Annotated in this window: 7 protein-coding genes; 3 read left to right on the top strand and 4 right to left on the bottom strand. The window is 59.9% G+C overall.

Annotation, left to right across the window (positions count from 1 at the left end; genetic code table 11):
• Together AC1D1X_RS13880 and AC1D1X_RS13875 are read left to right on the top strand one after the other, a co-directional pair.
• Positions 1-326 (top strand): hypothetical protein (locus AC1D1X_RS13880; protein WP_477698473.1); only part of this gene is annotated, 326 nt, incomplete at its 5' end.
• A 70-nt stretch (positions 327-396) separates the two neighbouring features.
• Complete coding sequence (locus tag AC1D1X_RS13875) at positions 397-888, top strand: hypothetical protein (protein ID WP_477669723.1); 492 nt, start codon at positions 397-399, stop codon at positions 886-888.
• A 39-nt stretch (positions 889-927) separates the two neighbouring features.
• Here the strand turns inward: AC1D1X_RS13875 and AC1D1X_RS13870 are convergent, their stop codons facing one another.
• The 4 genes from AC1D1X_RS13870 to AC1D1X_RS13855 are packed head-to-tail and all read right to left on the bottom strand — an operon-like array spanning position 928 to position 3,858.
• Positions 928-2,139, bottom strand: coding sequence for a hypothetical protein (locus AC1D1X_RS13870; protein ID WP_477669724.1), 1,212 nt, complete (start codon positions 2,137-2,139; stop codon positions 928-930).
• Positions 2,140-2,153: 14 nt separating this feature from the next.
• Positions 2,154-2,918 carry a hypothetical protein gene (locus AC1D1X_RS13865; RefSeq protein ID WP_477669725.1) on the bottom strand — a complete coding sequence of 255 codons (765 nt, stop codon included), beginning with the start codon at positions 2,916-2,918 and terminating at the stop codon, positions 2,154-2,156.
• A 34-nt stretch (positions 2,919-2,952) separates the two neighbouring features.
• The gene (locus AC1D1X_RS13860; protein WP_477669726.1) at positions 2,953-3,537 is read right to left on the bottom strand and encodes a hypothetical protein; all 585 of its coding nucleotides are present in this window, start codon (positions 3,535-3,537) and stop codon (positions 2,953-2,955) included.
• A 45-nt stretch (positions 3,538-3,582) separates the two neighbouring features.
• Positions 3,583-3,858: a DnaJ domain-containing protein gene (locus AC1D1X_RS13855; RefSeq protein ID WP_477669727.1), complete on the bottom strand. Its 276-nt coding sequence runs from the start codon at positions 3,856-3,858 to the stop codon at positions 3,583-3,585.
• Positions 3,859-4,231: 373 nt separating this feature from the next.
• On the opposite strand from AC1D1X_RS13855, the gene AC1D1X_RS13850 reads away from it, so the two are divergent.
• A partial coding sequence (locus AC1D1X_RS13850; protein ID WP_477698472.1) for an acyltransferase family protein occupies positions 4,232-5,743 on the top strand: 1,512 nt, incomplete at its 3' end.

The following is a 5,743-nucleotide window of genomic DNA, read 5'->3' as shown; positions in this document are numbered from 1 at the left end:
TCATCCCGCCCAGAGTGCCCGCCACCACACCCGCCGCTACCACTGCCAATGCCACTGCGCTCGTATTACCCGACACAAAAGAGGCGACGCAAGCATTCCTTCTGATGATGGAGATGCAAGAGTACAAAACCGCTGAACTCAAGCTCGGCACCTGCATCCCGGCTGTTGATGCCAAGTACTCAGGTCAAATCGCCTGCACGGTGTCACTAAAAATTGGGGCTGGAAGTTCTGAAACCCAGGCAGATTTTTACCGTCGTGGTAATAAATGGGTGGCCCAACCGAGCAGCTCGCAAGATAGGTTGCCGTTTCCGGATCCCAAGCTTTGAACGTGATGACTAACAGTGTCGCTCTGCGGCCGAGTCTGGCCGCCGGCCATCTTCAACGCCACGCCTCAAGATGAAAATTTGCGCCGAATGTCAGTCGCCTGCCCCAGATGCACTTCTGGCGTGTTCCGCCTGTGGCTGCGGCATCTTCGTTGAACCAGATGCCCCGAACACCGAGAAGCGTGCTGATTCAGATTTCGTCGTGCTGCTTAAATGGTCGCTCGGCTACTTGCTATCTGCGGTGCTGTTGGGCGTGGTCACATCCATTTTGGCGAACATGCTGTTACGCAGCGGTCTCAGAGCGGCGGCAGAGGGAATGGTCACATCGCCCATCATGTTAATTCCTGTTCTCACGATACTGTTCTTTGCGTTCTATTCAAGTCGCTATCACAACCCCATCGCCCGGGCCGGCGCGCTGTACCTGGCAATCTCGGTTCTTGGACTCGGTGTGCACTTGCTAAGCTCCGGGCGCCCGGCCGAGTACATTGCCGCCGCGGCAAGCACCCTTTTCTTTGGACTGATTGGCACTGCCATCGCCTTCTTCTTCAGGCGGAAGGAGCCATAAGGCAAAACCCGCGCTCCCACCACCCCAGGCACAAACCGCCTATTGCACGTGGCATTCCCGCCGCAGTAAGGCCAGCGCGTCGTGTAGCGCATGAGCGGCATCGCTTTGCAGCGTGGCCTGCGCCTCTTCTACAAAGTCATCCCACAAGCTAGCGTAGGCGTCCTGGTGCTGCACCGGCGCGTGGTCCACGATGTACTCGTGGGCCAGCGCGGGCTTGAACCCGGATTTGCGGATCTTGCGCAGCAGGGTCGCGGCGCTTTTCTCGGTCAGCAGGGTCTTGGGCGCGGAGCCGGCGGCCACGCACAGGAACAGGGTCAACAGCGAACCATCGTCCGCATTGCCGCCGGTCACCTTGCTCCACACAGCGGATGCCTGACGGTCATGGTGATCGACCTCGTTCAGGCCGTCTTCAACCCAGAAATACCGGCCCATGAAGGCCGGGCTGCGGTCAAACAGCTGGCGCGGCGGCAAGGTCGCGTCGAGTATTTTTGGCGCGTCGGCCATCACGGACTGACGCACTGCCTCCACCACATCCCGCAGGTGGGCAGGCAGCTTTTTCGGAACGGCGAGCGGTAGCGCCGCCGGATCAGCCTCGTGTTTTTTGCGCAAGGCGGCAATCATCTTCTCGAACGCGACCCAGTCGGGCATCTCGGTGCGGCCCGTCGCCAGCACCAGCAAGGCGGTGCGAATCACCGCTTCGGCATCCTTGCCCGCGTCTTCGAGTTCGGCGGCGTCCATGCCCAGCTCTCCGGCAAGCCAGATGGCCGAATCCACAACCTGCGCCACATGGCTGCGCCTGGCAAGTTCGGCCTGGTAGTCGGCCAGGTTGCGCAGCGACCATTTGGCCAGCAGCGGAATGTGCCCGTCGGTGAAGCCGCCGCGTTCATTCATGCCGAAGTGGCTGTTTTGCGGCATGGCGATCAGGGCTTTGAGCATGTCCGAGCCACCCTTGGAGCGCGACAGCAGCGAGAAATCGCGCAGCGATTCAGCCGCTTGGTGGAGGTCCCCCTGGCAGGAATGTTCGAGGTACAGGCTGATCAGGTTCACCATGCGGTCACGGGCTTTTTCAAGGTCCGGGCGCAGGAACTCATTGCCGAAATAACGCGCAATCTGCACCATGCCCTTGGGGCCTTCGACCCGCATGGCTTCGATTTTTTCGGCATCGATGATGCCGTGCTGCACGCCGTATTGCAGTGCCTTTTCAAAAAAGGCGCGCGTATCGTAGAGCGAGATGACGGAAGGCGACGACATGGGCGTTTGCAAATTCAGATCGCCGATTCCTCGTCGGACTCACGCGCCGTCGGCGTGGCCTTGCCGCGATCGGTGTCGCCGGTCTCAACCTTGCCGTCGTCGTCCTGCACATCGTCCTCATTCTCTTCATTCTCCTCATCGGAAGCCGCCTTGTGCGCACTGCCCTTGGCGCGCAGCACCATCAGCGTTTCAATGAACAGGTCAGGTAGTTCGTAACGCAGCAGCCAGGCGAGCTGCATCCAGTCCTGGTCGGCGATCTCATCCAGCTGGACACGTGGCCTTTCGTAGGCCGAGGCCAGCAGCGCGGACTGGGACAGCATCTTGCCGTACTCGTCGGCCAGCTCAAAGCTGCCGCTGCGCGCAAAGGCCTCGACGCGGCTCCACTGGTCGGAAAAGTAATCAGCGAGGGCTTCGCTGCCACCGTCCAGGTCGCCAATCGCGGTGAGAAATTCCAGCGGGTCAGCGTCCTCCCGGAAGATCACCGCATTGACCATGCCACGCAGGTGCGTGCGGGTCAGGTCCTTGTAGAGCTTTTCAATCACCACGGCACGGGCAAACTGCGCGGGCGTGACCAGCAGGCTGACCACCGACTCCTTGGAGTTGTCGTACTCGCGAATGACGGCCAGGACGTCCTTGGGCGGCAACTGCTCCAGCACCACCATCAGCGCTGCATCACCTTCGGCGTCGGCCAGCCCGACCAGTGCAGCCTCGGCGCCGACGATGTCGCCGGCCGCAATCAGGCTTTGGGTTTTTTCGATCAGGGCGAGATGTGTTGTCATCAGTGTTTTACCTTCCAGGTCATGCTTGCTTGCGTCAGTCTTTGGCGTCAAAGCCCTGCTGGACCAGCCAGTCGGAACCTGCCTCGTGGCGTGCCCGGGCATCGGCGCTTTGCTCACGATCGTCATCGCCCTCAAACATCACCAGGGCGCCGTCACCGTTCTCATCACTGTCTTCGTCGTCATCGCCGTCACCATCTGCTTCGGCGCTCACGATGGACGCGGCCACCGGCAGACCGGCCATGTATTCCAGCCCCGCCGTCAGCGTCAGGAATTTCTCCCCGCCGGGCGCCTGCAGAACGATGTGCGCCAGGTCCTGAGCCCAGGGCGCCAGCACAAAGCCATCCGCCAGGCTGGCCCAGGCCGGAAAGCCGTCGGTCTCGACATCGTGGGTGAGCAGGTGTTCCATCACGTTTTTTTCCGTGAAATCAAACCCCTGGTGAAACACCACCGCCACCATCTCGGGGCTGGTGTCCATCATCTGGACCAGAAAGGCCATCTCCTGGCGTTTGCCGGCCAGGCGCTGGTGCAGCACGTCACGCCCCTCGGAGTCGAATCGCAGGTCGTCCATCTCGGACTGGTAGGCCGAACGCAGGTCGAGGAAATAGGGGGAGACACTCATGCTGCCGGGTTTTTCATGGGGTGTTCTTCTTTCGGTCAGCGAGGGTCACAGCAGTGGGTTGAAATAATCGGCCCAGATCACACGCGCCGTGTCTATCGGGCTGTCGAGCAGGTTGCGACGGCGGTTGTCGTCATAGGCCTGGCGCTTGTCCGCATCCGACAGCACCTCATAGGCCTGCTGCACCGCCCTGAAACGCTCAGGCGCCTCGGGGTTGGCATTTTTGTCCGGGTGCCAGAAGGAGGCTTTCTGGCGAAAGGCTTTTTTGACATCGGCCAGCGTTGCTGCGCTGTCCAGGCCGAGGGCGGTGTAGTGATCAGTCATGCAAAGGTGGCTGTGTCCTGGACCGCAGACAGGGAGCTGCACGGCATGTTGAAGACTCACGAAGTGAGGGGGAGTCGCCGGCGCGCGCGGCGGAGGGATCAAGGATTATGCCTGTCTGGCGGCGTGCAGGCTGGCGGCGGGAAAATGGCCTTGGTTCGCACTTGCCGCCAGCCCGATCAACATCTATTGCTTATCAATGCAGCCAGCCTCACCTTGGACGCGGCGATGCGGGCCCCGAGCTGCGTCGGATCGGGTATTCTCTGACGGCGCCGAGTCCAGCAACTAGTGTTCTTGTCGAGCGCTGGAATAACGACCACGCAATCCCCACCCGCAAGATGCCCCATACGCAGAAAAATTTTGTGAGGGAAGCTCTTTGAGCGACTATAGACCTGACATTGACGGGCTTCGCGCCATTGCAGTCCTGTCAKTCATCAGCTTTCACGCCTTCCCGACGTGGCTTGAAGGAGGMTTTGTAGGCGTTGACGTTTTTTTTGTCATCTCGGGATACCTGATCTCCCGCATCATCCTCACCTCCCTCCATACGGGGCAATTCAGCATCCTTGGTTTTTATCAACGGCGAGTGCTGCGAATTGTGCCGGCGCTGACGGTCGTCCTGATCGCCGTATTTGCCGTTGGCATAGCCCTGCTGTTGCCCTCCGACCTTCGAGACCTAGGCGCGCACACCCTTGGAGGAGCGGGATTCTTCTCAAACCTCCTGCTCTGGCGGGAGACAGGTTACTTTGACACCTCGTCATCGGCTAAGCCGCTCCTTCACCTTTGGTCGCTCGGCGTGGAAGAACAGTTCTATTTGCTGTGGCCCGTGTTACTTTGGACCGCTTACAAGCGCCGGGGCGGTGTTGTGGCACTCCTGGCCGCAGTCGGACTTGGGTCGTTTGTGCTCAGCGTCATGACGCTTGAATCTAATCCTGCGGCCGCGTTTTATTCGCCTGCAGCCCGGTTCTGGGAGTTGCTTGCCGGAGCAGCTCTCGCGCAATCCAGCTCAAAATCGAACGCTGGTCGCATTCAACGGTGGCAACGCATCGTCAGCGCAGATATGCTATCAACTCTTGGAGGGTTAACCCTTGCGCTGAGCATATTCTTTACTTCGGAGCTCCATGGATTTCCAGGTTGGTGGGCTATTCCTCCGGTTGTCGCGGCCTTTTTACTCATCGCGGCCGGGCCCGTAGCCTGGCTCAACCGAATGGTGCTTTCACAGCCACTATTAGTATGGATCGGCCGGATCAGCTTTCCGCTTTACCTCTGGCACTGGCCGCTCCTCGCATTTCCGCATATTCTTGGTGGCGCCAGCGCATCTATGACAACGCGCGTTGCGGCGGTTGCAGCTAGCTTTGTTCTTGCCTGGCTAACTTTTGCCTTTATTGAGCGCCCAGTCCGCTCGGCCAGAAGGCTTTCTCAACCACGTCTCGCCGGTTTTCTCCTTGCTCCGCTGATCCTGGCCGGCATGGGCGGCTTCCTTGCATTGCAAACGGAAGGCTTGGGCCAGCGTCCCTGGATTCAGTACTGGGCTCGTTTCGATAAGAGCATCGCGATGAGTCCGCAGGCTAAGGACTGCTTCGACCTTCCCTCAGCGCACACGGCAGAAACGTGGATGTGTACCTGGGGCAAATCCGGGCCAGTCTCGACATTCGTCATAGGCGACAGCCACGCGCTCAGCGTGCTGCCCGCGCTTGAGGCGCTATCGACAGAAAATCGTGAGCGGATCGCCTTTGCTGGCGCATCCGGTTGCCCACATTTGCTTGGCATCCAGTCGGTACGCGACAAGGAAGGTGCGGTAGATTGCTTGCTCTTGAACGAGCGCGCTTTCGACTATGTAGTGAAGAATGGCATCCCGGCCGTTTTTCTCTTTGCCAGAGGGACTTACTAC

The sequence above is a fragment of the Polaromonas sp. P1_G4 genome, assembly GCF_056405475.1.
This window is presented reverse-complemented; position numbering and strand designations above follow the sequence as displayed.